Below are 26630 nucleotides of genomic sequence, written 5' to 3' on the forward strand. Positions count from 1 at the left end.
GATATCTCCGCTTCCCGACGCAACAGATACGTTGTCAGCATCGGCGATCGCCCTGACAGCGGATGGGCCACCACGCCACACATCACGACTAGCCGTGATGTGTGTTGCACCAGCTAATCCCAAGGCAAAACCGGCCGATACCAGCGCCATCATCAGGTCGCAGGGCGCGATCAATCTGGCGCGCATGGCCTTCACAGACCTCAGCACCAAGGGATAACGCAGCACTTCCTCCAGAAGAATACGCTTATGTGAGAGCAATGGATGCCGCGCGGGTCAGCCTTGTGCTGCGGCTGGTGCGGATGAACAACTGTTCTCTCAGGTTTTCTTCTAGTTTCTTAATCGTGCGTGACAACGGTGACTGCTCAATGTGCAGTCTTTCGGCCGCGCGAGCGAAGTGAAGTTCTTCAGCGACAGCCAAGAAACACCTCAGGTGACGGAGTTCCATACCACTCCCTCATAGCCAGCGTGCAAGAATGCCACGGCATGGCATCTCCCCGGCCATGCTTCCTCCCCCAACACCATTACTTGTCAATGAAAGTGAACTATATCCTTTCTGCAACGGCTCTCGGAGGAGTAATTGGGTTAGGAGGCGATGAACGTAGCAGTGTAGCCAGAGCAAGTGACAAAACACTCACCCAAAATACCAAGTGAAATCCGCTAATATAGCCAAGCACATGTGATTCTCGAGTCAGCCCTTGTGCAATACCCGACAACCCTATATTGGATAGTCTTTCAACGACGACAGGATCTCCTTCCTGCAAATACATACTTAGTGAAGCACGACTCGTATCCCCTGCCATCCGTAGCCAAGTCGACATAACAGTACCTGCCACTACTGGGGTCATTACACGAGCGATCGGAATATAAGCACCCAACGCTATCGTATGCTGCAGGTTAATATTTGTGACAAAAGCAGCAATCAAACCAATCAACATAATGCTTTCACCCAGCGCTTGAAAAACAAGCATTGAGATAAACTGTTCCGTTCTCCAGCTATGACTGATGCCGCCTCCCATCCATGCAACAACGGCAATCACCGTGACCCCTAGAATAATCAGCAGCCGAGCCTCTATCCGTCGAGCCAGGAAGATAGCCAACGGTATCGAGGCCAGATAAGCGCTGAATGCAACGAAAGTGGCAGTACTAACCTGCAGTGGCTTGAGACTTCCCATTTCTTGAATAAATGTCGGAATAAGCAGCGAAGTAGGTGTCATCAAAACGCCAAATAAGCAGGCAATCACCATGCAGATTCTGACATTCCAGTTGCTCAGTCCGATAAGCTCGCCAAATCTGTTTCTCTTCGTTATTACTGCACGCATAACGGCTGAGGAAAAGAGCACTCCCCCACCTGTCAAAGAGGAAACGACAAGCCCAGAATCCCACCACCCCAAGCGTTCGGCTGATTCAAGACCAATAAAAATCAGTACCAACCCGCTGCAGAATAGAGCCATGCCTCCCCAATCCACCTCATACCACTTTTCACGCTCTACAGGTGCCAGAGGTATCGCTTTCCATGTTAATAGAGCAATGATTGGTGCGACAATGCTCGCTGTCCAGTAAACCCAGTGCCAACTGATCTCTTCCACGAAAAATCCCGAGATGCCAACCCCTGCATCCATTCCCGTTGAGACACGCAGGCTATAGGCGGCCATGACCATGAGCCAGAATTGTGGCTGTAGATTGCGTAGTGCCAGAGAAACCGTCAGAGGGAGGTAAATCCCCAGGCAAAGCCCTGTGATGGAGTGCAGAATCAGTAACATTGGATAGTTTTGCGCGGATATGGGGATCAACAAGGTCACCAAGCCAAGTACGAGACTGGGAGCGACTAACACCCGCGTCGGACCGATTACCGTGGCCAGCCAGGGGACAATCGGCATGGTGATCAACTGGGCACCATTCAGTGCCGTACCCAACCACGCAGCCTCCAGCACATCCAACCCAAATTGACCGCGCAGGTCGGTCAGCGCCATCGAAAACAGCCGCCCCTGCAAGGTCGTCAGGACCGCTCCCAGGAAAATCGCCATTACGGTCAAGACGGGCCGCGGCCGGACGGTATTGGAAAGCATGTCCGGGAGCTTCACCATTGACCCGCTCCCTTACGAGAGGCGGAACTCACCATCTCTAACGAAGAGGGCGGATAAGACGCTATCAGCTTCCCCTCGGTATTGATGGAAGTTTCAGCCGACATACCCGGCCGCAACTTCGAGATGGATTCCTGCCCTGGCTCCAGTTCAATACGAACCGGTATTCTCTGCACGACCTTGGTAAAATTGCCTGAAGCATTGTCAGCTGGCAATAATGCGGTTTCACCACCACTCATAGGAGAGATTTCCGCCACACGGCCTCGGAACGTCATCTCAGGCAACGCATCGACGGTCAGTTCGACCGGCTGACCAGCCATCACATGGGCAAGCTGCGTTTCCTTATAATTGGCTATGATGTAAGGCCGTGCTGAGGGAACGAGAGAAACAATTTGCGTTCCAGTGGTGACCAGGCTGCCACGCTGAACTTTCAGCTTGCCAATGACACCATCGAAAGGTGCCACAATTCGCGTATAGTCAAGATCATGGCGAGCAGCTTCGAGATCAGCGGTGGCTGCATCCAACTCGGCTCGACGGACGGCTCTTTGGCCTTCTAAAACACTCAACGAAGTATTTGCCAGCTCTAATTCTGCAACCGCCTCATCATGTTGACTTTCAGCGTGATCCAAGTCTGCCTGGGCTCTTTCAAACACTTGACGGGATAGCGCCCCCTCCTGAACCAGCCCAGACTGGCGTTCTGGGCTAGTTTGATACTGGTGCACCCTTACCTCGGTCCCGCGCACTTTGGCCTGAGTTTGCTCAATGCGCGCACGCTGCTGAGTCACCTCTCGATCCAGGTTCTCCAACTCAGCCTGGGCCTTGGCTTGGGCCGCTTCTCTGGCAGAGATCTTGAGCCGAATATCGACATCATCAATCTGAGCAATAATGTCACCCGCCTGGACGGCTTGATAATCACCGACTGGTAATACGTTGATATACCCTGAGACCCTGGCACTCAGTATCGCGAAGTTCGATTTTACAAAGGCATTTTGAGTCGTTTGTATCGTTCGATTACTTGTCCAGTGACGCCAATGTGTCGTTGCCAGCACTACCAACACGCAAATGGCAACACATCCTACCCATGGTGCCACACGCACAGTCCAGGACCGCCGTTTACCTACTTCAGACGTGCTCATGATGACTTACCCGTAAAATGTATGGTTGAGTTTGAGGTATCGAAACCACCACCCAAAGCGCGGTTGAGTTCGGCATCAAGCACCAAGGCGCGCGACCTTATATCCGCTTGCTGTTTGCGTGCTTGAAGTAAGGCATTCTGGGCATTCAACACGGTCAGATAGTTCGTCAAACCAGACGCGTATTGCCGCTTAGCTAGATCAAATGCTGTACGTCTAGCAGACAAGGCTCGCTCTTGAGCCTGAAGCTGTGGTTCCAGTGCGTCCAACGAGACCATCTGATTCGCTGCATCGCGAACAGCCGCCAGCAACACTTGGTTGTAGATTTCAACGGCGGCATCAAGGTCCGATACTCGCTCTTTTAGCTGGGCACGCAATTGGCCAGCATCAAAAATTGGCAAACTGATGGCAGGTTCAATACTGTAGGTGCGGCTACCTGCATCAAACCAGTCAGACAACCCCACAGAAAGACCTTGTCGAGCCACACTTGCGAAAGCACGTAAGTTAATATTTGGATAAAAATCGGCTTTGGCCACTTCAACGCCCTGAGTGGCCACCTCCACGCGCCAACGCGCCGCCACGACATCGGCGCGCTGGCCAATCAGTTCAGCGGGTATTGATGCTGGTAAGAAGGATTCCCGTGCTGGCTCCACGTTTGGCACCGCATCGGCCAACGCCTTCATCGGTAACCCTGCCAAGGCTGCCAACGTATTTCGTTGCAAGCTGATCCGTTCATCGAGCTCAGCAATATCGCGTTCCGTGGCGGGCAGATCACCCTCGGCTTGCCAGCGCTCAACCTCGGTATCGAGCCCCGCCTTAACCCGAGACTCGACAATACGCAGAGTTCTGGTGCGCAATTCGAGAGCGTCCTCAGCTAACTTTTTTCTCTCCAGCAATCTGGATAGCTCAAACCAACTCTCGGCAATCTGACTGGTGAGTAAAATCTTTGCATCTTGCACCTCGGCTTGCCGTGCTGCCTTTTCTCCCAGCACTACATTTAAGGCAGCACGCTGCCGCCCCCAGAAATCGAAGGTATAGCGAGCTTCAGCCCCAAGAACAAAAGTCGATCCATAATGCCCCGCCAAAGGCGCGTCGGCATCGTATTGCTCTGCATAACGTTTACGCGTTGCACGAGCACTCCCGTCCACCTTGGGCCCACGTTCCGCACTGGCTTGATTGGCGACAGCAGCCGCTTGGGAGACGCGTGCTTGGGCCAACCGTATGTCAGGACTCTGGGAAAGCGCTTGATTTATCAGCGCATTCAAACCGGAATCATGATAACGCTCCCACCAATGCGATGATGGCCGATGCCACTCTATATCCACGGCCCCAAAAGATTCCGGGGTATTCAAAGTGGACTGGGAGTTTTCTACGTCCCCCATGCTGGCACAGCCCGAAAGCGTGACTGCGAACATAAAGCTACAGAGGTATTTCATCATCAACACCAACCTAACACTGTTAGTCTAATAACACGCATGCTAGACTAACAATGTTAGATGTCAACCTCTACAGAGAAAGAACATGGCGACAAAAGCACCTCGAATCGAGCGATCCAAGGTCATCGAGACCGCACTGTCACTACTTGACCAATATGGAATTGAAGGGCTTACGATGCGCAAGCTGGCACAAGCGCTCCAGATACAAGCACCTTCGCTGTATTGGCATTTCGAAAATAAACAATCACTTATCGACGGTATGGCCGATGCCCTGGTTGACGGTGTTGCAAAGGATCTACCCGAAGCACAGCCATGGGAGGATCGTGTCCGCCAAGTCGCCGTAGAACTTCGACTAGCGCTGTTACGACACCGTGATGGTGCACGAGTGTTCGCAGGCACCTATGTCGTCACCGACAACGTGTTGCGTACCGGCGAAGCTATGATCTCAGCTTTTATGCAAGCAGGTGCAGATGCGGAGCTAGCTGCCACCTCCAGTTTCACTGTGACCTACTATCTCTTGGGCCTCGTGATGGAGGAGCAAGCACTGGGGCCCGAGAGCAATTTGGATCTGGCTGCACGCAAACAGACTTTTCTCGACTCAGCGCGAGAGAAACATCCACACAGCTGGGCCGCACGCGAAGCGATCTTTTCAGAAGATTTCGACGGTCGTTTTGCAACTGGCCTGGATTTGCTCATCGCAGGAATTAAACAACAAATCACCGTACCTCATCACCGGCTTTAATCATTCCTAGGGTTGTTATATGCATATCGACACCAGCCACTTTCCAAGGGTTTGGATATCTTCTATGGGATCATCCAATTGGGAATCGCAACTGAATAGTTTGCTGCACCAGAGTGAACAGTTCGTCCTGTTGACACGCGAAGTCCCTGGCCGGGAACAGGAATCCACTAAAGAAGAAAGAAAGCGCCTGGCTCTATGGCTCAAGCGTAACCGGGCACAACTCAAGCGTGTGTGCGCAGGTAGCATCGTCGTCGCCACAAGCCCAACCGTGGCGTTATCGCTGCGGATCACCTTAGCACCTCTTGGCAAGGCATTTGGGTTCCCTATTCGGATCGTAGAAGAGAGTTCTATCGACACTGAAACGAATAGTTTGCTTGAGGTGCATTAACTATAATTTACCTAAAAATAACAGAAAATAAGTGACTTCGACGACTAACGCTAGGCAGTCTCAATCTCCAAACCAGGCTTTAAAAATAAAAAGCAGACTCCTTAGTTGAAATAAGTCGAGAATTTTCATCCTATGCTGCAAGCATTAAGCGCCATGCATGGATAGACCTCACATAACCAGCAGGCAAGTTAGCAGGGAGGTCATCAACAGGAAACGTTGCAATTTTTTCATGCTCATGACTCACTACTGGCTTGAATTCACCTAACAGGTCACAACCATAGGTAGCAATAAATACGTGTTTATTCGAAATAACTTCGAATAGATAAGTGTCAATGATTGCCTTTACATAAACATCTATACTCAGCTCTTCCCTAAACTCCCTTGCCAGACAAAGCTCGGAAGTTTCCCCAACGTCTATCCGTCCACCCGGCAACTCCCACTCATCACGCGAATTTAATGCCAACACCACTTTCTCGCCCGGCAAAAATAAAACACCCTTTATCGATACTGGAAACATAACTCCCTCCGAAAGCAACTAAACCAAAAACCGTCAACACAAGGCATTAAAAGTAAATCTCCTCCTCCTTCACTGATCTATAATCACTCAGTCTCCAGCCCCCCACAACTACCTACGAGTTGATCTTTCGTTCAGAACCTAATTTTAGCGGTGCTGGAAAATTTGGAGAAATAGGCAACATTCTTCGAGATTCAGGCTGCGCCTTCTTTCACTGTATTCGCAATAATTGCGAGGTGTTACATAAATACATAGTGGAGGTGAAGCATGTCGAGTATAGCTATCGTTACAGGTGGGAGCCGAGGCCTTGGTCGAAATACTGCGCTCAGCATTGCCCACAAAGGCAGCGATGTGATCCTGACCTACCATAGCGGTCGAGAAAACGCCGAGGCAGTTGTTCAGGAAATTGAGAATCTAGGGCGTAAGGCAATTGCTCTGCAATTGGATACAAAGGATATTGCCGGTTTCCGGCAGTTTTCCGAACAGCTACGAAAATCGTTGAAGGACATATGGCAACGCGAGACATTCGATCACTTAGTAAACAATGCCGGCCACGGATATATGGCGCCTATTGCCGACACCACCCCAGAACAGTTCGATCGACTGGTTGATGTACATTTCAAGGGTGTTTTTTTTCTGACACAGTGTTTATTGCCATTGATTGCTGACAGGGGAAGAATCGTAAACCTATCTTCTGGACTAACCACGGGTACATTCTCGGGCTTCTCTGCATATTCAGCAGTAAAAGGGGCTGTGGAAGTACTCTCCAGATATATGGCGAAGGAGTTTAGTGAACGAGGAATAGCGGTAAATACCGTTGCGCCCGGCGCTATCGAAACCGACTTTCTAGGGGGGGCCGTAAGGGATACCCCGGATCTTAACAAAGTGTTCGCTGATATGACTGCACTTGGCCGCGTCGGAGTACCCGATGATATCGGGCCTATGATTGCTAGCCTACTATCCGACGACAATCGCTGGGTGAACGGGCAACGGATTGAAGTATCCGGTGGGCAAGGTATCTGATCAGAATAGCTTCGCTAGGTACATGCATGTAGCTAACCAACAGCCTGCCTTTACGGCAGGCTTTTTATGTTAGTGTCCGGATTGAAAAATCGTAATTTTTTCTCTGTGAGCACGGCCGAACTAGTAATTTTATTTGGTATGAAGCACTTTCTTAGCGGATTCCTTATCCCGGCTTGGTGACAAGCCAAACAGGCGTCGATACTCCCTTGAAAATTGAGAAACGCTCTCGTAACCCACGTCAAAAGCGGCACTGCTTGCAGACAGGCCTCTCGACACCATAAGTCGGCGGGCCTCAATAAGTCGAAGTTGTTTCTGGAACTGCAATGGCGAAAGCGACGTCACTGCACGGAAGTGCTGATAAAAAGACGAGATGCTCATCTCCGCTTCAGAGGCAAGCAGTTCCACTGGTAGTGTCTTCCTGAAATCGGCGCGAAGAATAGCAACTGAACGGGAGATGCGCTGCTCACGACTTTCCGGAGCTCCAAGGCGACGAATGGCTTCCCCATGGCGGCCAGACAACAGCCAATAGTGCATCTCTCGCACCAGTTGGCTATGTAGCACCGGCAGAGACTCAGGGCGATCCAGAAGTTTCATCAAACGCAGTGCCGCATCCTGCACATCGGTATCAATCGCATCGTAACGTACAGCGGCTCCGCTCACCCTAGGTACCATTTTCATACCCAGTACCAAATCACTAATCACCACCGGTTCAAGATCCAGCACAAGTGCCATATAGGGCTTATCAGTACTGGCGTGCGTAATCTGGCTGACCGTTGGGACATCGGCCGTGATCAACAGCGAACTTCCTGCCGCGAACTTGTAGGTCTCCTTTCCCAATGTGACGAGCTTCGTGCCTTGCAATACTAAGCAGATGAGCGGGTTGGGAATAGCATGTTGCAGATCGCTTGGCTGGGTTGAACGAATAATTGTCAATCCGGAAACCGGTGTTTGCGCGAGGCCTACAGTATCTGCATGTGCATCCAAATATCGACGCACTGTATCTATAAGGTTTGTATTCATGAATCGATAATAGTGGGGGCGATAATCAGGGCCAACCGGCTTGTAGGGTTAGCAAAGTCGGTGAACCAATGCTCACAGACTTCCGCCTAAAATAATATTAAATTCGGTATTTTCCTAGGCTAATTGAGGCAAGCACTATTACATGCACCATCAATTCACCAAATCAATAGACAGACATATCAACTATCCATTAGACAAATAATGCGTACAGGATAAAGCTACTAGGGTAACCCCAATCGGAGTATTCCCATGTCGAAAACACTTGTACTACTTTTCCATCCTGATATTGCGCGCTCGCATGCCAACGCTGCCCTTTCCACTGCCGCCTCCCAGATCGATGATGTCGAAATCTTCGATGTACAGCGAGCTTATCCCAATGGCGAGATTGACACCGGTGCCGAGGTGCATCGTTTGTTGGCCGTGGACCGGGTCGTCCTGCAGTACCCTATGCAATGGTACGCTACCCCGCCGATATTGAAAGTATGGCTGGATGCCGTGCTAACGCGACTGTTCTACATTAACTACGAGTCGGAGGGGCGCAGGCTACGAGGCATGCCCATAATGGTCTCGGTGACCGCAGGCAACACGCCTGACGCTTATAGCAAGGGCGGGCGTAATATGTTCACCATGCTTGAGCTACTTGCCCCGATGCGCGCGACAGCCCACCGTTGTGAGCTGGCCTGGAGCAGCCCCTTTATCGTCTACCATGCCAACCAGCTGTCTTTGGACGAGATTAAGACCGAAGGGACCCGTTACGCAGAGGTATTAAAGTCATGGATTGCATCACCCGAGCCACAGGAGGTTTGAGTGATGAGTGAGTTAAATAGTCATGTTACTAATTCCTCGCAAAAGGTTCCTCGCTGGTATCCCCTACTAGCAGGGGCCTTTCCATGTGGTGTTTTAGGGCAATTTCTTATCGCGGGCGGTGCACTATTCAGAAATGGTGGGCTGTGGGAGACACATGCAATAGTGGGAGGGGTCCTGTTCTTTCCGGCGAGTGCACTTCTAGTCGCTACTCTGTATGTGCCTCAGCTTAGGACGCTGAGGAGGTGGGCCGGGTTAACCTTCTTTTTTTACTTGGTACAGGTAATCTTAGCCGCTGGTTCAACCCCCTTGTTGCTTTCAATGCATCCATTTAACGGAGCGTTGATGTTGGGAGCTAGCTTAGCGTTGCTGACCAAAGTGGAATATCTCCGTCGCTACCAGCTTAAACCAACCTCAGGGCCTCTCAGTGACTGATACCTCCTATTCAGTCGTACTTATTCCCGAAAGCTCCAAGCTTGATAAGACATTATCGAATAGCTTCGATGCCTTCTTTTTGAAAGAGGCATCGCAGCGTTTCGGTCACATGTTGTACAACCAAATCACCATCTCTTCGCGCATGCCAAGCTAAATGTAGACTGAAGCCTGGCACCGGGATGGGCGGCTCGAAAACCGCTAGGGCTTGAGTATCAGAAAGACAATTTATAGGCGTGGTAGCGATCATATCCGTTGCTTTCAGCAAAGGCTCGATCATAGTGAAATTCGGTACAACAGCGCCGACATGACGAGTTTTGCCTTGTTGGGCTAATACTTCTTCCAGAGACCCACGTACATTCCCCTCTCCGGAAACAACGATATGTGGCCAGGCCAGCCACTCATCCATGTTAAATTTCCGAACGGCAGGATGCGAGGCCCGCATGGCCACAACATAGTCCTCATATCTAATTTCCTGGCGATGAAATTTTGGAGGCAGCGCAGGAAACGTTGAGATCGCAATATCAGCTTCACCATTCTCCAGACGATGGAGAGCATCCTTACTGCTGCGCCATGGCAATAGCGCTAAATTCACATTTGGAGCGCTGGTGCTTAACTTGGTTAAAAGGTGGGTCATGACCGCCAGACCTGGTTGATCTGCCATTAACAAGCGGACCGTTTGGCGAACTTGCGTCAATTTAGCTTGCGGTGTCTCTACGACGGCCGATATGGCAAGCAGTGCGTGGGACAATGGTTCTTTTAGCGACAGAGCTTTCGTCGTTAATTGCATTTCACCTGCGACACGCTCCAACAATGGATCATTGAAGACATGCCGGCACCTATCTAGTGCGTTACTAGTTGCTGGTTGTGACAGCGCAAGACGCCGTGCTGCTCGTGTTACGTGCTGCTCCTCTAACAGAGCATGCAAGACAACCAGAAGATTGAGGTCCAAAGAGCGCAAGTTGGCCATATCATTTACCAAGTCAAAAAGAGGCAACTAGTTTCTTCAATATCATTATTTTTCATCTTGTTGCCAAGAGAGATAGCTGTCTCCCCACTCTTTCATGGCGTTGAGCACGGGGGCCAGAGTCAGCCCAAGCTCGGTAAGCGAATATTCGACACGTGGGGGAACTTCGGCAAACACTTCTCGAGAGATAATACCGTGCGATTCAAGCTCTCGAAGTTGCAATGTCAACGACCGTTGCGTGACGCCACCGATAAGCTTGCGAAGCTCTCCAAATCGTTTGGTTCCGCTGAGTAGATAGTAAATGATCAGCGGTTTCCATTTGCCGCCAGCAACAGCAACGGTCGCTTCAACAGTGCACCGATACTCATGAGCTTCTTGCTTCTTCATCCGTTATACACCCGCCATTAGTATAAAACATATCCCTATATATCAAATAAGTGCCTACTTTTCAATTTAACCCCTAGTACCTAGAATATCTCTTCCGCAGCGGCTAGTGCTGTGCTGCGCTCTTTTACCTGAAAATCTTGATGGAGCACCCTGATGAAAGCAGCTTACTATGAAGCCCAAGGCAGCGCTCGTGATGTGCTGAAAGTCGGTGAATTGCCGACACCAGAACCAGGGCCAGACGAGGTGCGCGTACGCATTCATGTTTCTGGACTGAATCCTACCGATGTTAAAGCAAGAACTGGCTTCTCTTCAGAGATGCCTTATCCACGCATTATTCCTCATCAAGATGGTGCAGGCGTTATTGATGCGGTTGGCACGAACGTGTCATCGGATCGGCTTAGCGAGCGGGTTTGGGTATACGAAGCGCAATATGGCCGAGCAACAGGCACGGCAGCAGAGTTCGTTGTAGTTCCGTCTCGCCAAGCGGTTCACTTGCCAGATAAGGTCTCATTCGAAGTAGGGGCTTCGCTTGGGATTCCTGCGCTCACAGCTCACCGCTGCCTGTTTTCTGATGGCAGTCTTAAAGGTCGGCGGGTGCTGATTCATGGCGGAGCCGGCGTGGTCGGAACAGCAGCAATTCTATTGGCAAAGTGGGCCGGCGCATGGGTTTCAACAACGGTGATGAGCTCTGAACAAGCCACCGTAGCCGAAGAAAATGGCGCAGATCTAGTGATCGACCGAAAGTCGGAAGATGTTGCGAGTATTGTTTTGGAAGCAACAGAAGGACTCGGCGTTGACCATATTGTCGATGTCGCGTTGAAGCCCAATCTTGACATCAACTTGGCCTGCTTGTCCCAAGGTGGGGTTATAAGCGCCTACGCAACCGCCAATGCGACGGATGAGCTTTCCATTCCATTATTGAAGGCCATGATGCATGGTTGCGTCTTCCGTTTCGTATATATCTACAATGTACCCGATGAGTTGAAACAAGCTGCTATAGCGGATATCAACTCGTGCCTTGAGGCCGAATGCTATTTGCCAAAAATCGGTTTAAACATGCCTTTGCGGAATGTAGCGGATGCTCACGAGGCATTGGAATCGTCCAACGTTATAGGCAAGGTTCTTATACACATGTGAGCTGAGATTACTTGAAATCACGCATGACGACCATCACCACCAGCACTTCCGTCAGCAGTAACAGGTACACCCTAGTATGAATGCGGTCGAGAATGCGCCCGATCCATCGCGACGCCAGGCGGATCCCGAGCCATGAGCCCACCGTGCCATTGCATGGTCTGCCGTTGGTGGTGGCGCCATGTGGACAGGGAAGCAGCAAAGACCATCAACGCGTTTCAGCCAGGTTAACGCTAATGCTCAATACACCTCTTTCTGATGTGGATCATGTAGCAAGGCCCGTGGTGGCCATCGGCACTGACTACCGCCCCGGTACCCTCCTGGACTTCCATACCCATCGCCGTGCCCAGTTTCTCTATGGCATGACCGGCGTGATGGAAGTCAACACGGATGACGGCACCTGGATGGTGCCGCCCTATAGCGGCGTATGGCTACCTGCGGGCAAACGCCACCAAGTGCGCATGAACGGGGTGAGCACCCGAAGTCTGTATATCGAGCCCCACGTCGCGCCACGCGCTTCGCTCAACTGCGAGGTGCTGGTCGTGACGCCTCTCCTGCATTACCTGCTGCTGGCTTCCGCCCACATCCCCGCGCTCTATGACGAAAACGGCCGCGACGGTGCCCTGGCTCAATTACTCCTATACGAACTGGAACAGGCTCAGGCCCTGCCACTATTTGCGCCCCTGCCCCATGACCTTCCACTCGCCAGCCTGTGCAGAGAGTTTCTCGGCCAACCAAACATTCACACTCTTCCGGAGGAGTGGGCGCGGCAGTTACATTGCAGTCAGCGCACCTTCAATCGCCTGTTCCGTCAGCAGACCGGGCTCTCCTTTGGCGTATGGCGCCAGCAGGCCTGCCTGATGGCAGCAATTCCCAGGCTGCTCTCGGGCAGTTCCGTTACCCAAACCGCGCTGGAACTCGGCTATGACAGCCCAGCCGCTTTCTCCAGTATGTTTCGCAAGGTGCTCGGTCAATCTCCCAGCGCTTTTGTTCGGGCGGCTAGTCGCCCGCCGGAGGAAGGCGGCGGTTCTGGCTTGGTTTGCTGTCGTAAATTTATGCAGCAGATGGGCAAGTAGATGAGGTATTCGGAGCCCTGCAGATAGTCCTTGTCGCTTATTTAATCACCCGGGACTCAACACATAGATAGGAAAGTATTACCTCGACCGCATGGGCACGCCGCTCAATCAACCAATCCGGGTCAGCCAGATCCTGCTCGAAGATGATGGATAGCGTGTCGCGTTGATTGATGTGAATGATTGATAGCGAAAGAATAGAAATGTAGAGCTGGGTAGGGTCTACAGCCGAGCGAAATAACCCTGCTGCTTCCCCTCGCTTTAGGGTATCCCGGATCATGCCTACGAGCGGCGTCGTTTGCTGGACGACTTTGCTCGATTTGCGCAGCATGCGCCCACCCAGCAAGTTCTCATTGCGCACCAGGCTGGTGAACTCGGGATGCTCGGCCATATGATCGAAGGTGAATTCGACCAGCGCGCGCATACCTGCAACGGGCTCGAGATAGCTTAAATTGAGTGCCTGCTCCTTGGCGCGCAACTCCTCATAGACTCGTTCGAGAACAGTCAGGTAAAGACCTTCCTTGTCATCGAAGTAGTGATACACCATGCGCACATTACAATCGGCTGCACGCACGATACGTTCCATGCGAGCACCATCGTAGCCGCGCTCGGAAAACTCTTGAGTCGCCGCTTGAAGCAGGCGCTCGCGTGTTTCATGAGCATTACGGCGGGTTTTTCCCCGGGTACGGGCACTCTGTTTCATATCGAGCGTATCGCTTTTTGTCATGTACACATCCTTGTTTCTATTGGTGCTATAGCCCTAACGCGATGCCATCGCTGCGAGGGTCATGAGCGGCGTAAAAGCCTTTCGCCGGGTCGATAACGACCGCGCCGGGGTGGCCAGCCAGGGCACTTTGTGCGGGTAGCGGGCTCATCTGATGACCACGCCGGGTCAATTCAGCGAAAATAGCAGCTCCCGCATCCTGCTCAAGTTTTAGCGTGTCACGTCCATCGGAAAAGGTTCGCCCCAGTAGGAAGCGCGGCGCTTTAAGCGCACTGAGCGGATCCATGCCATAGTCTATCAAGCGCGTCAGCACGGCAGCGAGGGTTTGCGGCTGTCCATCTGCTCCTTGAGTACCGTAAAGTAAACGAGGCTTTCCATCGACACGATACATACCCGGGTTAAGGGTATGAAAAGGACGCTTTCCCGGGGCAATCACATTCGGATGAGCAGGATCAAGACTGAACGCGGCACCACGGTTATGCCACAAAATCCCCGTATCACCGACACTGACACCACTGCCCCAGTCGTAATAAATCGTCTGCAGCATGGAGACGGCATTACCGAAACGATCAGCGGCCGCTAGATAAACCGTATCGCCATGCTGATAAGCGAAGGGCCAATCCAATGCTTTCCCCGCCTCCACTTTTGCCGCTTCAGCATCAAGATGAGCAGGCGATAACAACCTTTCACAAGGCACCGACGCGAAATCGGGATCAGCCAGGTAGCTATTACGATCCAGGAAAGCGCGCTTTACCGCCTCCACCAGCAGATGGTAATAATCGGCGCTGCCCTCTTCGATCCTGGAGAGGTCAAAACGCGCCAGGATACCCATTATCTCTAGTGTCGTCATACCCTGGGTTGGGGGGCGATGGGCCAGCAGCTCGCCACCACGGTAGGGAACAGACAACGGCTTTTCTACTCGTGCTCGGGTAGCCGCCAAATCAGTGGCCGTGAGTGGAGACCCTACTGCTGCCAGTCCAGCGGCGATTTTCTTCCCCAACTGCCCTTCATAGAAGTCCCGGTAGCCGTGGGTCGCAATGGACTGCAGTGAAGCGGCCAGCTGTGGCTGGTACAGTTTTTCACCCTCATGGGGAATCTTCCCGCCTGGCATAAAGTGCTCTCGCACGCCTGGCATCATCGACAGCTCATCGCTACGAAAATCAAGCCAGAAGCGCTGCGATGGCGTTATCGGGAAGCCTTCCCTCGCTAGCTGTATCGCTGGCTCCATCAGCGCTGCCCAGCCAATTTGGCCGCCACAGTTCTGACGGGAAATCTCATGCGCCTGCCCCCAGGTATCAACCGTGGCAGCCGTCGTCAACATGGAACCTGGCCCTCTCGTAGGCAATTGGCCAGACAGTTCCAACTTAGCCTGTGGCGCCTGGCCAATGCCTGACAGGGTTTGCACACCACCGTTTGCATCCGCAATGATCATGAAGGCATCGCCGCCAAGACCGGTAAAGTGCGGGCAAGTCACTGACAGACAAGCCCCCATGGTGATCGCAGCCTCAACCGCATTTCCACCTTTACGAAGTACCTCAAGCCCCGCTTCTGTTGCCAGTGTATGTGGGCTGGTTACGACCCCCTCATGGGAATGCGCCAGCGCTGATGAAGTTGTGCTAATAGACATTGCTACCATCCTTATTCTGGCTGTTTAGCCGCCATACACCATATTGGGTAGCCACATACTGATCGCGGGAATATAGGTCAGCAGTATCAAGGCAAACAGCGCAATGCCAATAAAGGGCAATGCACCACGTACCGCCTGGACGTAATCGACGCCGTTGATAGTGCCCGCCACAAACAGGTTGAGGCCAAATGGCGGCGTAAACATACCAATCGCCCCATTCACGGTCAGTACTGCCCCTAGGTGGACAGGGTCAATACCAACGCGCATACCCACGGTGTAAAACAGGGGGGCGAGAATCACCATGATGGAGGAAGCATCGAGGAACATGCCGGCAATCAGTACCGTCACATTGATCAGCAGGAAGATATGGTACGGATTCTCGGATAACGACAGGATAGCGTTGGCCAACATGGCCGCTAGCCCATTACTGGAAAGAAACCACGCCAGAACCGAGGCAGCAGCGAGAATAATCATTACCTGAGCCGTTGTGGTCGCCGCTTCAATCATGCTTTGGAATAGCTCTGCAAAGCTCTTCTCACGATAAATCAGGGCTGAGACCAACAGGGCATATACCACTGATACAGCGGCGGCTTCAGTGGGCGTAAAGATACCCAGGTAAATCCCACCCAAGACGACGAGAGGAACCCCTAACCCCCACGAAGCATCTTTGAATCCTGCTAAAACCTCGCCCCAACTGGGCGGCTCCACGGGAGTGACACCGTCCTTTTTGGCGCGGTACCAACAGTAAGGCAATAAGCATGCTGCATATAATAAACCGGCTCCCACCCCCGCCATGAACAGCGCACCCACTGACACCCCAGTGACAGCCGCGTAGACGATCATTACAACCGAAGGGGGAATGATGATGCCCAATGAACCGGCAGACACCAGCACGCCAATCGAAAATTGACCGGAATATCCTTCCTTGCGCATGGCCGGATAGAGCAATGAGCCCACCGAAACCACCGTGGCCGGGCTAGATCCGGAAATAGCGCCAAAAAACATACTCGCTGATACCGCCGTCATCCCCATACCACCGGTAAAGCGTCCTACCAACAAGTTGGCCAAGCGGATGATACGCTGCGACAACCCACCCGCGCTCATCAAGCTACCGGTGAGAATAAAAAAGGGTATCGCCATCAATGGGAACTTATCCAACCCGGCAAACAATCGCTCAGCCACGATCGCCAATGGAATATGGCTAAAGCTCCCCATCGCCACCGTGACGGAACCCGCCAATGCAATAAAGATGGGCGTTCCCACTAACATCAAAACAGCTAATAGCACCAGGAATGTGATGACCATATTCTTATCCAATTTGATCAAGGTGGGCAGAGGCTTGCTCTCGACCAAGCAACGTCCGGAAGAAATGCTGGGTAAAGCGAATACCCATTAAAAGAGCGCCCACCGGAATGGCCAACTGAACGATCCACATGGGCGCTTGTAGAGCAGAACTCACCTGACCAAACCGATGGGTTTGCTCGGTTAACTGGAAACCGTAAACCACCAGGAAAAGGCAAAAAGCGATAGAAACCGCATGAACTAGCAACTCTATCCATTTCGCCATGAGGGGAGGACTAAACCTGCGTAGAATATCGATCCCAATATGAATCCCTTGCCGTGCAGCAACGCTCGCGCCAAGCAGCACCATCCATACAATTTGGTAACGCACCAGCTCCTCAGCCCATGAAAAACCATCGTTAAACACGTAGCGTGCAATGACGTTGGCGAAAAGAATGAACGAGGCGGACAAAATCAGCAGGCCAATCAAAACCTCCTCGGCACGCGATATTAGGCGATCAAGTTTGCGCATAGCGAACTCCACCAGCGATGAAAACAATGGGGAAGGAAAGGGCTATCGGGATCACCGATCAGCCCTTTAATGGGTGAAGCGCGACTATTCGGCATCAGCAATGGCTTGCTGGAATTCCGCCATTAGATCTGCGCCAATTTCATTGGCAAACTCATCGTGCACCGACGCTGTCGACTCTCTGAAAGCCGTCAGTTGGGCATCATCCAGTGTGCTCACGTTAGTGCCACTGGCTTCGATAGTGGCAATGTAGCCCGTTTCACGGCGGGCGGTTTCTTCACGCTGGAATACGGTGGTTTCACGTGCAGCGTCCGTCAATAGCGCCTGATTCTCAGGGCTTAAGCTATCGAACCAACTCTGGCTAAACAGAAATGCATAGGCTAGATAAGCGTGATTGCTGATAACCACATCCGACTGCACTTCATAAAATTTCATTTGTGTAATCGATACCAGCGGATTTTCCTGGCAGTCGACAATGCGTTGCTGCAGCGCGTTGTAAGTTTCACCGAAGGCAATCGGTACCGGGTTAGCGCCCATCGCTTTAAACTGTTCCATGATGATAGGGCTTTGCATCACGCGTACCTTTTGGCCTGCGAAATCCTCCGGGCCATTAACGGGCTGGTCACAGGTAAATTGCTTAAAACCACTTTCCCAGAACGTCACCCCCTTCAGCCCCACCTGCTCTACCGTCGCCAAGAGGTCATCACCAGCCTGCCCATCCAGAACGGTGTGGGCGATATCGGGAGATGGGAACAAGAAAGGCAGATCGACGATCTGCATGGCGGGAACGAAGCCCGATAACTTGGCGGTCGGAATAATCGCTGCTTCCACAGCCCCCATCTGCAACTGTTGGGTGACTTCGACATCATCACCGAGTGTGTTATTAGGGAAAATTTCTACTGAAATCTCACCACCACTACGCTCAGCCACCATGTCCCTGAAGCGCTCAGCCGCCAGGTGCTGTGCGCTATCTTCAGGCAAATCATGGTGAAACTTGATATTAATATCGGCGCTTGCCATACCAGTATGTGCCAAAGCACCCAACGCGAAACTACAAGCGAGAGCCTTCAGCTTCATATTCTTAAATTGCTTTTTCATGGTGTGATCCTTGCCATTGCGCCCATTCAGAAAACACTCTTCATGGAGCGAGCTAAGTAACTATTTACTTACTTAAAGAAATAGCAATTATCATGCCACCTTGAAAAATGAGAGATTCTGCGGGTTGTTGAGCGTACCGACGCATAAATTCGCACCAACTTTGTGCTGAAGGACTCAATATGGTGCGAATTTATTCGGGGCCTGATGCCACCCATCAAGCCATCGTCCTCTTAGTCAATTCTTGGCAGGATCGGGCCGGGAGCTCTTTGCCGCCCGGCAGTGTTTGAACAGCTTTTGCATCGAGGGCTTGGGGGTCGAACAGAGCGCGCTACTTGAAGGCTTTGAGGCCGCGCGCAGTTACTCCGTTAAAAAGACGGCCAGTGGTGCTATTCCCAAATATACATGAGCCGATTGCATCATCTATTCAGATCATCTTATGAGCCGAATAAGGTTTATATTCGGCTCATGGGCTAGTCGGAGGGTATGTTGGGGTAAGAAGAATGGGTTAAGCAATTAAAGTGCCCAGCAGACCGCACCAGTTAGGCTTCAAAAGGGTTAATGACGTCCACATTGGCTGCCTCAAAAGGAGCCATATCTCTGGAGGCGACTTGATAGCCTTGTGATACGGCAATAGCAGCAATGTAGCCATCCGGCACAGGAAAACCACGCCCGGCGGTTCTGGCTGTCACGACTAGCTCTGCATACTTGCGAGCGGCGTCAACGTCAAAGGATAAAATCCGCCCTCTGAACAACTCCACAAGGCCGCCCAAGGTCTCGCTCAACATGTCCTTGCGCTTCCCGTTGGGCAGCGCCGCAATACCAAATAACAACTCTGCAAGTGTGACACTAGACAAGTATAACGTTTCAGCCGACTGCTCATTAAGCCAAGCTCTGACGGCTGGATCAGGCTCGGGTTTCATCGCCTCGGAAACGACATTGGTATCCAGAATGATCATTCAAACCTCATCGGTTCAGCAGGCGTCTTGTCACGCACCTTTTCAAAGACCGCTACGTCTTCATTGGTCAACCCGATCTTGCGACCCAAATCAGCCAGGGCATCACCCATTTTGAGGCGACTTTCTGGCCGTGTGATCTCTTCCAGGATGGCCCGCACCTCAGCCTCGGCGCTGCGGTGATTCTGCTTGGCTCGCGCTTTTAGTGCATTGTGTACTTCGTCAGGAATGCTTCTAATAGTCATCATGCCCATAGCCCAAACTCCTATTGCATGTGGTAAGCGCAGCTGCGCTCCAACTGCATTCAGTATAGTATACTGTATGCAAAAGGCAAGCACTTGCAACACTGCTTTTCAGAAGTAACGTGTACTTTAAGGATATTTTGCAACCGCAAAGCGATGCCTGCATAACTAATCCCGTGGAGAACACTCCCGCACCAATTGCTGACATATTTGGTCAAGAGGCTGCTTTTGTGGCCAAAAGACAATCAGATTATGGTCACACCGGCTTCTTTGCTGAGCGGGTACTACTGATCCGCCAAAACGGCTATTCATTACTGACTATGAACCATTGCATCAGGTTATTTCATGGCATGGGGAATGTCTGCCATCCTCAGCAGCCAAATACAGAAAGGGCAGTCACTTGGACTGCCCTTTCGTTTTATGTGTGAAGCGGGAATACGTAAATGAAAGCACGGATCAGCGCTGACCTTCAGTGCGCAGCTTTGCCACTTCATCTAGCGCCAAGCCTATCGCTTCAGCAATCTGCTCATCACTCTACACCTCACGCAGCCAACCCAATAATGCCTCGCTGCCTGGGCGCTGAGGTGCGCCTTGACGTGTGTATAGGACAATAGCATCGTGCTGAGGCGATGGGTGTCCGGAATCAGTGAACCACTACATAAAGCAGTTTAGTGTCGTAAGGTTGGCGCGGATCCTTGTGTAAACCAACTACTCGCTAACCAATGAAATCGGATGGGCAAAAAGTTATTATCCAGCTAAATAATTTTTCTACCGAATTCATGCACTTTTATATCCTCTCACTGGACACTCTATGCATAACCTATGGATTCCCGTCGTCGCCATTTTCGTCGTTGCTGGCCTGGTATTCGGTAACCAGGCCTATTCTGAGGCCCAGCGTGATGCCCACATCGCCGCGACTATATCTGAACGCCTCGACAGCCAGGCACCGGCCGAAATTTCCCACTTGACGCAAGTCAATAAGGGCTATGGGGTGTGCGGCGACTATGAGCTTTCAAGCGCCGAGTCCGGTCGTTTCTACTACAATCACGCCACCAAGCGCCTAGTGTTGGGTACCGATGCTCCGCTGTATCACGACAACTGCGAGGGCGTCTCTGACTGACCCCTTAGAACCTGTTCACGATCTTTTCAGCAGTAAAGTGATTGCGCACAAACCCCATGCCCCTCCTCACGCAGCGCTTTTCTATGCCGCTGCTTTAGCCCTTTTACCCCTCGAAACTTCCACCATATTCTCTCGGGACAAGATCAGCCTCTTCGTCGCCCGTCCTGATAAGGTTGACGATCATTTGCGCGACCAATGACAGTGGGTGAGCTATCGAAGTTGCCCCAACCTCTTGCTCCTGTGCGGTGCTCAGGCCTGACGAGAGGGACAGCCAACAGAGTTCAATGATCCGGCCATAGCAGCGCTCTGAGCCGTTAGAAAGCTCCACCGGAAACACCCGGCGTAAACCTTACTCGACATGCGCCTTCTTAACAGGAAGTAGGTGCACCACGCCCACCACTACCGAGCCCACCAAAAAGCCAATCACCGCAGAGCACAGTGTATTGAAGCTCCAGCCCAGCGTGCCGCCCAGGGCACCGGTTGCCTCGCTAATGCCAAGCTCAATATGGTGTACCCACTCATAGGGAGCGTTGAACCAACCCGTACCATCGGCACCTAGATTGGCCATCAGTATATGCCCACCCACCCAGAGCATGGCGACAGTACCCACGACCGAGATGGTCGCTAGCACCTTAGGCATGGCTGTCACCAGGCTACGGCCCAGTGTCTGCACGCCCGAACTATCCCGCTGGGCGAGCCTCAGGCCGATATCATCCATCCTGACCAACAGCGCCACTACTCCATACACCAGAAGTGTGATGACAAACGCGACCACCACCAGGCTAACCATCTGCGACCAGAACCCTTGATGGGACACTGTTGAAAGCGCGATCACCATGATTTCGGCGGACAGAATCAGGTCGGTACGAATAGCGCCACCCACGATCTGTTTCTCGGCCTCCGGTCCCTTTTCTACCGCTGGTTTGTCGTCGTCATGCTGACCAGAGAGCTTGTGCCAGACCTTCTCAGCGCCCTCAAAGGCCAAGTAGGTGCCGCCCACCATCAGGATGATCGGCAATAGCGCGGGCAAAAAGTGATTCAGCAGCAGCGCCACCGGCAGGATAAAAATCAGCTTGTTGCGAATCGACCCCAGCGCGATCTTCTTCACAATCGCCAGTTCCCGCTCCGCTGTTACCCCCTGCAAATATTGCGGCGTCACCGCCGTATCATCCACCACCACCCCGGCCGCCTTCGCCGTCGCACGCCCTGCGGCGGCACTCACATCATCCAATGATGCTGCGGACAGCTTCGCCAATGCGGCAATGTCATCCAATAATCCTATCAAGCCGCCTATGGCCATGGGTGCTTCCTCCGTGAATAACAGGTGCAGATAGTAGAGCACAAAGCGGCTTGGGCGGATCGCCTCTTTTGCTTCAAGATTCCGACTTGCGCACCTTACCCCAGCAGTACTTTCAGCTCATGACGTTGTTCAGCATGTTTGGCCGCGTTTTCGTTTTTCAGTTTTTCCAGATTGATAAGCTTCCAGCGTACGGCAGGCAGATCCGCCGCCCGAGGGCGATCAATAGCATCAAAATCGGGCATACCGTCATGCAGGCTCATTAGGAATTGCTTGGTGTTCTCATCGAAGCGGGAATGAATATCTGCAATCAATCGTTTACGGGTGTCGAAGAGCTCTTGGAGACTGACAGAAGCTCTGGTCATTCCCTCAAATTTTTGGTGGCCATCGCGTTGTTGATCTCGGAAAGGCTATCGTTTCGATCTTTCACCGGCAGGTAGGTCAGGTCGATATCGACTGACAAACGCGGGAGATCACGATAGAACAGGTTTATCGCCGTGCCGCCCTTCAGCGCGAATACATCTTCCTTAGCGACATGCGGGAGAATACGCACAAGAAGTGCGACCTGTGCTTCATAGGTTTCACGTGCCATCGTTGGTCTCCGTCCTTACAAACGCTTCAGGCGCCATAATCCGATAGCGCGGACGTACCTTGCCCCCTTTACCAGTGCACGGTCGCCGCTGCCGAGATTGAACTCTGCTGGGTCGAAGCGCTTGCGCCAGGGGGGATCGAGGCGATCGACAAAGACAAAGAATAGCCGCTTTACCTTGATCTACTTACAACTCTGCAGCAGAGCTGCCAGTAGTTTAGGGCGCAGCGTTGTCAGGCTCTCAAATAGCATATCGAGATTGTGAAAACTCTCATGGTCGGGCAGCTCGTCCATAGCTTCCATAATTGCCCTTTCGAGTGCCGACCTCTTGAGCGTCCAGTCCCATGGCAGCGTGTCTTCGGCGTTGATTAACTAAAGAATCTTCCATAAGGCTCTTTAATATCGTCAAATTTTGTGTACTTTTAGTTCACAAAGCACCTATCTTTTAAAGACCCACGGGGAGGCGATTTACCAGCTTAATATCCGCGCCTGCTTGTAACCGAGATACAAACTAATTCCGGGCTCTAAGGCAAATCCGCCTCCTGCAACAGCTAGCTTTTATCGGTTTGCGGGCATCAAATACCAACGAGACGGCAGCAAGACAAAACAAAAAGTGCCACCTACTTTGAATGTATGAATCTTCTGGAGATTGGCAATGGAACAACTAACAGGTGGCTGTCTCTGCGGTAAGATCCGAATCTTGGCCAATGGCGAGCCGCTTCGGGTAGGTATTTGCCACTGTATGGATTGTCGCAAGCATCATGGGGCGCTTTTCTATGCGGCTGCTGATTATCCCAAGCAAGCTGTCATTATCGAAGGCGAACCGCACAGTTATCAGGGGCGCTACTTCTGTTCCGCATGCGGTTCGTCGGTTTTTTCGGTAAGCGAGGAAGAAATCGAAATACACCTTGGTACCCTTGATTCACCCAATCAACTTAAACCGACGTATGAGCTTTGGGGCATTCGCCGCGAACATTGGCTACCGCCATTTCAAAACGTGGAGCGATACGAACGAGATCGGGAAGATTGAGCGGGTTCAAGGGCTGCCGCTTAGGTCAGAAGGTAATCGATCAGCGCTTACCTTCAGTGCGCAGCTTAACCACATCCTCTAGCACCAAGCCTGTCGCTTCAGCAATCTGCTCGTCACTCAGCACTCCCAGCTTGAGCAGATTACGGGCCGTTTTCTCAATGCCCAGCTTTTCGCCTTCCTGGCGCTCTTGCTGAGCCCAGTTTTCCAAATTTTCTGCCAACATGTCTTTATTCTCCAACAAACTATTGAACTGTTGGCTACGCGGTCAGCAACTCCATTTCCTCGCGGCTACTAACCGGATGGCGGATCGCCTCTTTGGCTATATTCACTTCTAATGCTACTTTCGCAATATCCAGCACGCCAACATCAATTTGGTAACCCCCTCGGGTCATCAACCAGTCAAGCACCTCCGCCAGGTGCCAGATTGAGGCACTGCCTTCGTGAACCGGCACAGGAAACGTCGCTCGGTGGGTGAGCATCAGCTTTCGCATTGCCTGTCGCGAAACGCCCACAACGTCTGCTACATCCGTCAGGCCAACAAGATCCGGCGAAGCCTCAATCAGCCGCGCGGAAGGGATCGCTTTTTTTACGTCAACCAGGGCACTGTGAACCGCTTCCGCGGCGCTGCCCGCTTCACGAGAGAATTCCAGCGCCAAGCGGCCCGGCTGCCCCACGCCCACCAGAGCATCATCGCAACCGGCAGCGCCCAAACGCTCCACTAGCGCATCTAGGTCGGAGTCACTATCAGCCAGTTGGTATTTCAGCGTAAAAATATATTCCATTCTTCAATCCTCCGGCTCCGCTTCGTCTCGACGCTTGTGGGTCGAGCACTTGTCCACCACTCTCCGAATTGCCCGGGCGTGGCTGCCGGGATTTTTCGGTGTACTCCACACGCTCGCGATACAAAACTCACCGCAGCGGCATTCATCATCATTATAGGGACAGTAAATCTTGCCCCAGGCGTGACTACCGCCGACTTCAACTCGCCAGCCCTCCGCTTCCGCATGTTTGAGGGCAGTTTCGATCTCTTTTTTCGGATGTGATGGACGAGTCATTATTTGCCTCTGAGTATGAAGCCCCCTTCAATGGTTGTCAATTGACAACCATTGAAGCAGCAATTCATATGCTTGCCGACGTTCATCTAAATAGATAGACCCAAGTGTCTCTTTTAACTCCCTAATAAAAATTTAAGAAAGAATATCAGTAGGTGCAACACTTAACCTGACGCTGGGGTCTTTCATGGCATGGGGAATGTCTGCCATCCTCAGCAACCAAATACAGAAAGGGCAGCCAATTGGACTGCCCTCTCGTTTTATGTGTGAAGCGGGAATACGTAAATGAAAGCAAGGATCAGCGCTGGCCTTCAGTGCGCAGCTTAGCCACATCCTCTAACGCCAAGCCTGTCGCTCCTGCAATCTGCTCATCACTCAGCACCCCCAGCTTGAGCAAATTACGGGCTGTTTTCTCGATGCCTAGCTTTTCACCTTTCTCGATGCCCAGCTTTTCGCCTTCCTGAAGACCTACTTGGCGTTCTTGCTGTGCCCAGTTTTCCAAATTTTCTGCCAACATGTCTTTATCCTCCACCAAACTGTTGAGCTGATTGAGGTCGACCTCAGCCCCTAGCCGCTGCAAGTGGCGTTTAAGCCAGCGAGTAATAATCTTGTCGATACGCTCTTTGTGAGGATCGGCCTGAATAATCGCCACAATCCGATCCACGGCTTTTTGCAGCCCTTGCCAGTTAACGTTGACTGACCACACCACGTCCTCAATTTTTTCTTCGAACAGTGGCGTAATGTAGTTGCCGCTCTGGCTCTTCAGGGTAGAAAAATCCATTAACCGGGCAATCTCGGCGGGAGCAAAGCCTTCGATGAGTTGCTGAACAAATTCAGGATAACTAAACAGCTCTTTGTAGCCGGTATCATGATGGTTGCTGACCATGGAGACCTCTGCCAATCGTTACGAGGCAGATTACCATGCTCATCCATCCGTAATACATTCACACCATGCGATGAAAAGCCCGTTACGCTTTGCATTCTTTCAGTAGTTGTTGGCCGACCTGATTCATCGGCTGCCGTTTAGCCCAAAAGGCAATCAGGTTCCGGTCACGTTGGGGAGATAGCGGCAGCGTTACCACATTAGTCGCTGGTTTATTGTTTAGCGCCAGTGTGGGCACTAGGCTAACACCGACATCGCCAGCAACCATCTGCAACAACGTGCGCGTATCGCGTACCCAAAAATCCACCTGAAAAATATCGACTTCCTCCAATGAGTGAGCAAATATCTGCTGAATAAGCGCCTCACAACCCCCTGACGACATAATCAACGGATGATCGGCAAGCTCCGCTACCGTAACGCTAGCTTGTTTGCTGAGTGAATGGTTCTCGGGTAAAACAGCAACGATCTCATCCTTCTTTAATAGCTGCCAATCGAAGTGCTCACACCAGTAGGTGAGATTAAGCTGCGTCACATCGGTGGTTATGCCCATATCAACCACGCCGCTTTCCACCCACTCCTTTATCTCTTCCTCCATGCCTTCCAGGACAAGGCTAATGGCATCAGGGTAGCGGCTCGTTAAGCTAGAAAGGTGTGGGGATAACCATCCCGTTAATGCACTGGGAATTACACCTATTTTCAGCGTTCCATCTACTTCATTATGAAACTGGGCCACTTGCTGGCTCAATACCTTAAGCTCTCCTACAACCTTTCTAGCACTAGTAAGCACTAACTCGCCTAAAGCAGTCGGCTCCCATCTTTCCGCCGCTTTTGTGATAAGTGGGCCACCTGCCAGCTTTTCCAATGCCTGCATTGAGTGACTTACGCCAGATTGGCTAACGCCCAGTCGCGCCGCCGCCCGGGTATAGGATTGCTCTTCCACTACCGCAAGCAGCACACGTAGTTGGGCAATAGAGATATCGGCGCCTCTTATCATCATCCCTCCTCATAACGGCCATGAGCGAACCGAGTTTCCAGCCACGCACTAGCGCCTTCTATGCTGGCCTTTCATTT

The 26630-nt window shown here is 51.9% G+C and carries 30 protein-coding genes and 2 pseudogenes; 9 read left to right on the forward strand and 23 right to left on the reverse strand.

The features are described 5' to 3' along the window. Positions 1 to 244: 244 nt before the first annotated feature. The 4 genes from E0L35_RS26900 to E0L35_RS20900 form a co-directional block, all read right to left on the reverse strand. On the reverse strand, positions 245 to 445 hold the full coding sequence (locus E0L35_RS26900; protein ID WP_171051215.1) for a LysR family transcriptional regulator: 201 nt from the start codon (positions 443 to 445) through the stop codon (positions 245 to 247). A 97-nt stretch (positions 446 to 542) separates the two neighbouring features. Further along, positions 543 to 2084 (reverse strand): MFS transporter, encoded by a 1542-nt coding sequence (locus tag E0L35_RS20890; RefSeq protein WP_212751703.1) that lies wholly within the window; start codon positions 2082 to 2084, stop codon positions 543 to 545. Continuing rightward, on the reverse strand, positions 2078 to 3217 hold the full coding sequence (locus E0L35_RS20895; protein WP_138801318.1) for an HlyD family secretion protein: 1140 nt from the start codon (positions 3215 to 3217) through the stop codon (positions 2078 to 2080). The genes E0L35_RS20890 and E0L35_RS20895 overlap by 7 nt, the downstream gene beginning before the upstream one ends. Continuing rightward, positions 3214 to 4650, reverse strand: a complete 1437-nt coding sequence (locus tag E0L35_RS20900; RefSeq protein WP_171051216.1) for an efflux transporter outer membrane subunit — start codon at positions 4648 to 4650, stop codon at positions 3214 to 3216. The genes E0L35_RS20895 and E0L35_RS20900 overlap by 4 nt, the downstream gene beginning before the upstream one ends. A gap of 85 nt (positions 4651 to 4735) precedes the next feature. Between E0L35_RS20900 and E0L35_RS20905 the strand changes: the two genes are divergently transcribed. Beyond that, on the forward strand, positions 4736 to 5392 hold the full coding sequence (locus tag E0L35_RS20905; protein ID WP_138801320.1) for a TetR/AcrR family transcriptional regulator C-terminal domain-containing protein: 657 nt from the start codon (positions 4736 to 4738) through the stop codon (positions 5390 to 5392). A 19-nt stretch (positions 5393 to 5411) separates the two neighbouring features. Beyond that, positions 5412 to 5780, forward strand: a complete 369-nt coding sequence (locus tag E0L35_RS20910) for a hypothetical protein (RefSeq protein WP_138801321.1) — start codon at positions 5412 to 5414, stop codon at positions 5778 to 5780. Between the two features lie 130 nt (positions 5781 to 5910). Here the strand turns inward: E0L35_RS20910 and E0L35_RS20915 are convergent, their stop codons facing one another. Further along, the gene (locus tag E0L35_RS20915; protein WP_138801322.1) at positions 5911 to 6297 is read right to left on the reverse strand and encodes an NUDIX domain-containing protein; all 387 of its coding nucleotides are present in this window, start codon (positions 6295 to 6297) and stop codon (positions 5911 to 5913) included. Between the two features lie 264 nt (positions 6298 to 6561). Here E0L35_RS20915 and E0L35_RS20920 point away from each other — a divergent pair, with 264 nt between their 5' ends. Next, positions 6562 to 7317 carry an SDR family oxidoreductase gene (locus E0L35_RS20920; RefSeq protein ID WP_138801323.1) on the forward strand — a complete coding sequence of 252 codons (756 nt, stop codon included), beginning with the start codon at positions 6562 to 6564 and terminating at the stop codon, positions 7315 to 7317. Positions 7318 to 7446: 129 nt separating this feature from the next. Here the strand turns inward: E0L35_RS20920 and E0L35_RS20925 are convergent, their stop codons facing one another. Continuing rightward, positions 7447 to 8301 (reverse strand): AraC family transcriptional regulator, encoded by an 855-nt coding sequence (locus tag E0L35_RS20925; protein WP_249362170.1) that lies wholly within the window; start codon positions 8299 to 8301, stop codon positions 7447 to 7449. A gap of 285 nt (positions 8302 to 8586) precedes the next feature. Between E0L35_RS20925 and E0L35_RS20930 the strand changes: the two genes are divergently transcribed. Beyond that, positions 8587 to 9144, forward strand: a complete 558-nt coding sequence (locus tag E0L35_RS20930; RefSeq protein ID WP_138801325.1) for an NAD(P)H-dependent oxidoreductase — start codon at positions 8587 to 8589, stop codon at positions 9142 to 9144. Between the two features lie 484 nt (positions 9145 to 9628). On the opposite strand, the gene E0L35_RS20935 is transcribed toward E0L35_RS20930, so the two are convergent. Further along, complete coding sequence (locus tag E0L35_RS20935) at positions 9629 to 10543, reverse strand: LysR family transcriptional regulator (protein WP_138801326.1); 915 nt, start codon at positions 10541 to 10543, stop codon at positions 9629 to 9631. A 45-nt stretch (positions 10544 to 10588) separates the two neighbouring features. Beyond that, a complete protein-coding gene (locus E0L35_RS20940) occupies positions 10589 to 10927 on the reverse strand; it encodes a helix-turn-helix domain-containing protein (protein WP_138801327.1) in 339 nt (112 codons plus the stop codon). A gap of 153 nt (positions 10928 to 11080) precedes the next feature. Here E0L35_RS20940 and E0L35_RS20945 point away from each other — a divergent pair, with 153 nt between their 5' ends. Further along, positions 11081 to 12064 carry an NADPH:quinone reductase gene (locus E0L35_RS20945; protein ID WP_138801328.1) on the forward strand — a complete coding sequence of 328 codons (984 nt, stop codon included), beginning with the start codon at positions 11081 to 11083 and terminating at the stop codon, positions 12062 to 12064. Positions 12065 to 12297: 233 nt separating this feature from the next. Continuing rightward, positions 12298 to 13137 (forward strand): helix-turn-helix transcriptional regulator, encoded by an 840-nt coding sequence (locus tag E0L35_RS20955; protein ID WP_138801329.1) that lies wholly within the window; start codon positions 12298 to 12300, stop codon positions 13135 to 13137. 37 nt (positions 13138 to 13174) lie between these two features. Here E0L35_RS20955 and E0L35_RS20960 read toward each other — a convergent pair whose 3' ends face one another. From E0L35_RS20960 to E0L35_RS20990, 7 genes are all read right to left on the reverse strand, one after another. Next, complete coding sequence (locus tag E0L35_RS20960) at positions 13175 to 13861, reverse strand: TetR/AcrR family transcriptional regulator (protein WP_138801330.1); 687 nt, start codon at positions 13859 to 13861, stop codon at positions 13175 to 13177. 25 nt (positions 13862 to 13886) lie between these two features. After that, positions 13887 to 15485 (reverse strand): gamma-glutamyltransferase, encoded by a 1599-nt coding sequence (gene ggt / locus E0L35_RS20965; RefSeq protein ID WP_022519733.1) that lies wholly within the window; start codon positions 15483 to 15485, stop codon positions 13887 to 13889. 24 nt (positions 15486 to 15509) lie between these two features. Then, the gene (locus E0L35_RS20970; RefSeq protein ID WP_022519732.1) at positions 15510 to 16790 is read right to left on the reverse strand and encodes a TRAP transporter large permease; all 1281 of its coding nucleotides are present in this window, start codon (positions 16788 to 16790) and stop codon (positions 15510 to 15512) included. Between the two features lie 4 nt (positions 16791 to 16794). Then, positions 16795 to 17298 carry a TRAP transporter small permease gene (locus E0L35_RS20975; RefSeq protein ID WP_022519731.1) on the reverse strand — a complete coding sequence of 168 codons (504 nt, stop codon included), beginning with the start codon at positions 17296 to 17298 and terminating at the stop codon, positions 16795 to 16797. Between the two features lie 84 nt (positions 17299 to 17382). Then, positions 17383 to 18393 (reverse strand): TRAP transporter substrate-binding protein, encoded by a 1011-nt coding sequence (locus tag E0L35_RS20980; RefSeq protein ID WP_138801331.1) that lies wholly within the window; start codon positions 18391 to 18393, stop codon positions 17383 to 17385. A 539-nt stretch (positions 18394 to 18932) separates the two neighbouring features. Beyond that, complete coding sequence (locus tag E0L35_RS20985; RefSeq protein ID WP_138801332.1) at positions 18933 to 19349, reverse strand: type II toxin-antitoxin system VapC family toxin; 417 nt, start codon at positions 19347 to 19349, stop codon at positions 18933 to 18935. Continuing rightward, entirely contained in the window at positions 19346 to 19600 is a 255-nt protein-coding gene (locus tag E0L35_RS20990) for an Arc family DNA-binding protein (protein WP_022519784.1), read from the reverse strand. Before E0L35_RS20990 ends, E0L35_RS20985 begins: the two co-directional genes overlap by 4 nt. 110 nt (positions 19601 to 19710) lie before the next feature. Here E0L35_RS20990 and E0L35_RS26345 point away from each other — a divergent pair, with 110 nt between their 5' ends. Beyond that, positions 19711 to 20016 carry a hypothetical protein gene (locus tag E0L35_RS26345; RefSeq protein ID WP_022519785.1) on the forward strand — a complete coding sequence of 102 codons (306 nt, stop codon included), beginning with the start codon at positions 19711 to 19713 and terminating at the stop codon, positions 20014 to 20016. A 383-nt stretch (positions 20017 to 20399) separates the two neighbouring features. After that, a complete protein-coding gene (locus E0L35_RS21000) occupies positions 20400 to 20708 on the forward strand; it encodes a hypothetical protein (protein WP_039858818.1) in 309 nt (102 codons plus the stop codon). A gap of 349 nt (positions 20709 to 21057) precedes the next feature. Here the strand turns inward: E0L35_RS21000 and E0L35_RS21010 are convergent, their stop codons facing one another. From E0L35_RS21010 to E0L35_RS21020, 3 genes and pseudogenes are all read right to left on the reverse strand, one after another. Then, positions 21058 to 22008, reverse strand: a complete 951-nt coding sequence (locus E0L35_RS21010) for a DUF808 domain-containing protein (protein WP_138801333.1) — start codon at positions 22006 to 22008, stop codon at positions 21058 to 21060. Positions 22009 to 22103: 95 nt separating this feature from the next. Then, positions 22104 to 22597 (reverse strand): annotated as a pseudogene (locus tag E0L35_RS26950) (nucleotidyl transferase AbiEii/AbiGii toxin family protein). A 15-nt stretch (positions 22598 to 22612) separates the two neighbouring features. Continuing rightward, positions 22613 to 22897: pseudogene (locus E0L35_RS21020) on the reverse strand (type IV toxin-antitoxin system AbiEi family antitoxin domain-containing protein). A 352-nt stretch (positions 22898 to 23249) separates the two neighbouring features. On the opposite strand from E0L35_RS21020, the gene E0L35_RS21025 reads away from it, so the two are divergent. Continuing rightward, a complete protein-coding gene (locus tag E0L35_RS21025; protein ID WP_039858811.1) occupies positions 23250 to 23624 on the forward strand; it encodes a GFA family protein in 375 nt (124 codons plus the stop codon). A gap of 40 nt (positions 23625 to 23664) precedes the next feature. Here E0L35_RS21025 and E0L35_RS21030 read toward each other — a convergent pair whose 3' ends face one another. From E0L35_RS21030 to E0L35_RS21050, 5 genes are all read right to left on the reverse strand, one after another. Then, positions 23665 to 23847, reverse strand: a complete 183-nt coding sequence (locus E0L35_RS21030; RefSeq protein WP_039858808.1) for a hypothetical protein — start codon at positions 23845 to 23847, stop codon at positions 23665 to 23667. A 34-nt stretch (positions 23848 to 23881) separates the two neighbouring features. Then, positions 23882 to 24406, reverse strand: a complete 525-nt coding sequence (locus E0L35_RS21035) for a hypothetical protein (protein ID WP_009286823.1) — start codon at positions 24404 to 24406, stop codon at positions 23882 to 23884. Positions 24407 to 24409: 3 nt separating this feature from the next. Further along, positions 24410 to 24679, reverse strand: a complete 270-nt coding sequence (locus E0L35_RS21040; protein ID WP_081742660.1) for a hypothetical protein — start codon at positions 24677 to 24679, stop codon at positions 24410 to 24412. Positions 24680 to 24974: 295 nt separating this feature from the next. Next, the gene (locus E0L35_RS21045) at positions 24975 to 25562 is read right to left on the reverse strand and encodes an Rpn family recombination-promoting nuclease/putative transposase (protein WP_138801334.1); all 588 of its coding nucleotides are present in this window, start codon (positions 25560 to 25562) and stop codon (positions 24975 to 24977) included. An 82-nt stretch (positions 25563 to 25644) separates the two neighbouring features. Next, on the reverse strand, positions 25645 to 26556 hold the full coding sequence (locus E0L35_RS21050) for a LysR family transcriptional regulator (protein WP_138801335.1): 912 nt from the start codon (positions 26554 to 26556) through the stop codon (positions 25645 to 25647). Positions 26557 to 26630 lie beyond the last annotated feature (74 nt).

The sequence above is a fragment of the Halomonas sp. ATBC28 genome (genome assembly GCF_005937175.1).
In the GTDB taxonomy this organism is placed as follows: domain Bacteria; phylum Pseudomonadota; class Gammaproteobacteria; order Pseudomonadales; family Halomonadaceae; genus Vreelandella; species Vreelandella titanicae.